The organism is Microcoleus sp. S13_B4 (assembly GCF_036700885.1).
Classification (GTDB): Bacteria; Cyanobacteriota; Cyanobacteriia; order Cyanobacteriales; family Microcoleaceae; genus Microcoleus.
On the sequence record NZ_JAUBPU010000141.1, the window covers coordinates 1 to 1,874 of the forward strand.

General features: G+C 39.1%; 3 protein-coding genes. 2 read left to right on the top strand and 1 reads right to left on the bottom strand.

From position 1 onward, the window contains the following. Nucleotides 1–113 precede the first annotated feature (113 nt). Both QT994_RS27585 and QT994_RS27590 read left to right on the top strand, forming a co-directional pair. Nucleotides 114–341 carry a hypothetical protein gene (locus tag QT994_RS27585; protein WP_333180297.1) on the top strand — a complete coding sequence of 76 codons (228 nt, stop codon included), beginning with the start codon at nucleotides 114–116 and terminating at the stop codon, nucleotides 339–341. A 254-nt stretch (nucleotides 342–595) separates the two neighbouring features. Next, nucleotides 596–1,099, top strand: coding sequence for a helix-turn-helix domain-containing protein (locus QT994_RS27590; RefSeq protein WP_333180300.1), 504 nt, complete (start codon nucleotides 596–598; stop codon nucleotides 1,097–1,099). Nucleotides 1,100–1,299: 200 nt separating this feature from the next. Here QT994_RS27590 and QT994_RS27595 read toward each other — a convergent pair whose 3' ends face one another. Beyond that, nucleotides 1,300–1,692, bottom strand: coding sequence for a transposase (locus QT994_RS27595; RefSeq protein WP_333180303.1), 393 nt, complete (start codon nucleotides 1,690–1,692; stop codon nucleotides 1,300–1,302). Between the last annotated feature and the right edge of the window lie 182 nt (nucleotides 1,693–1,874).

The following is a 1,874-nucleotide window of genomic DNA, read 5'->3' on the forward strand; positions in this document are numbered from 1 at the left end:
AGTAAAAACATATAAAACCTCTTTGAACACAACTTGATATTTTTAATTATATCATATTAGTTGTTTGTGTAATTAATTTTGTGTAACTACTTAACGGGGGTATTGGTGAATACGTGAATGAAGAAACTGGTTTTAAGATCGAGCCGATTTCTAGAGAGTATCTCACCCAGGAGTTAACAAGTAAAATTAAGATGTTGGTGGAAGATGATAAGTTGCGGGAAAGTATGTCAGCTAAGGCGATCGAAAGAGCCAAAGAGTTTGAATGGGAGAACAAGGCCAGAAAAATAGCCGAGATTTACGAAAAAATGCTCGGTGAGAAAGGTGTTCGTGCATCGGCATAGTAGATAAATATCCTTGAGCTAAAATTTAGAAAGCAGGTACGAAATGAAGGCAAAAATTGGATACTTTATTCCATAATTTCCAGGACAAACACACATTTTTTTGTGGCGGGAGCGACAATTTCTTGCAGAACTTGGAATTGAAACAGATTTAGTATCAACTCAACCGCCCGCCAGAGCGATCGCTTCTCATATCAATTCCGGTTGCACCGGAATGATATACTGAAAGAGCATCAAGAATGCAATGAGGACAATTTATGCCTAAACGCTTAAAGTTGGAACCCCATCAAACCCCCTCGGAGTTGTCTAAACTTTATCGTCAAGCGTCAGACCCCATTGAACGGACGCGCTACCAAATAATTTGGCTTTTGGCAACTGGACGAGAGACAGAAGATGTCGCGGATGTCACGGGTTACTGCCGTAACTCTATATATCGTTTAGTTCGTCGCTACAATCAATTAGGTGCTAAGGGGTTGAAAGACAAACGTCATCAATATCCGGGCACTCCACCTTTACTCTCTGTTGTAGAACAAGCACAACTTTTGCAAACTTTACAAGCTCCTCCCGCTGATGGAGGATTATGGAACAGTCGTAAAGTTGCTGAGTGGATGGGTAATTTACTTGACCGTCCAATCAGCGTACAAATGGGTTGGGACTATCTACGTTCGTTAGAGTTTCGGTTACGGATACCCAGACCTGAACACGACCTAGCTGACCTTGAAGTCCAAGAAGCTTGGAAAAAAACTGCGAACGCAAGCTAAACGAATTCAACAGCAGCATCCACTAAGCTGTCAAACATCTAAACTGCATTAACTAAGTTACCTTTATTTTTTATTTTTCGGTTCCATTTCATAATTAGTTCTCCTTCATTTAACATTTTATTCAACAGAAACTCTAGTTTTTCAATAGATTCAAATAATCTATTAGCAACATATTCCTTGGCGGAATGTGGGATACTAATTCAGCTCGCGTTGTAGTCAGGACTATACTTCGGCAAAAACTCTATGATGAGATTCGGCATCTCTGCTGCTATTTTCTGCAAAATCTCTGCTTTTTTATGAAAACTAGCGTTGTCCAAAATTATCACAAATTTACAGCCTTTATCTTCAAATTCTTCCGCTAAATTTCCTTGTAATATCCACTCTGATCTTAAATCTCCATAAAAATTTTTCAGCACTGCATAAAAATTAGCAGAATTCCCAGACGGAATAAAATCCACCCATCTTTTCTTGTCTGAATATCTCACTCCACCCATGACATTAATACGACCTTTTCTTCGGTCTCCTCTTTTTTTGCTTCGAGTCCCTTTTTTACACCAATTTTTCCTTCTAATTACCCTCAAACCTTCATCCACTCTCATCCCAAAACCATACCTGTAGAAGAGCTGGAGATTATGAAGGCTATTCTTAGATACTCAGCTAGTTTATCTTTAAATAAACCTCTCTCTACGGTGTCTTGCTTGGGAGCGTGTCACTTTTGCGCTAAGTATAAATACTTAATAAGAGGAAAATAGTGGCTTTGAGCCATTGTTGAGCA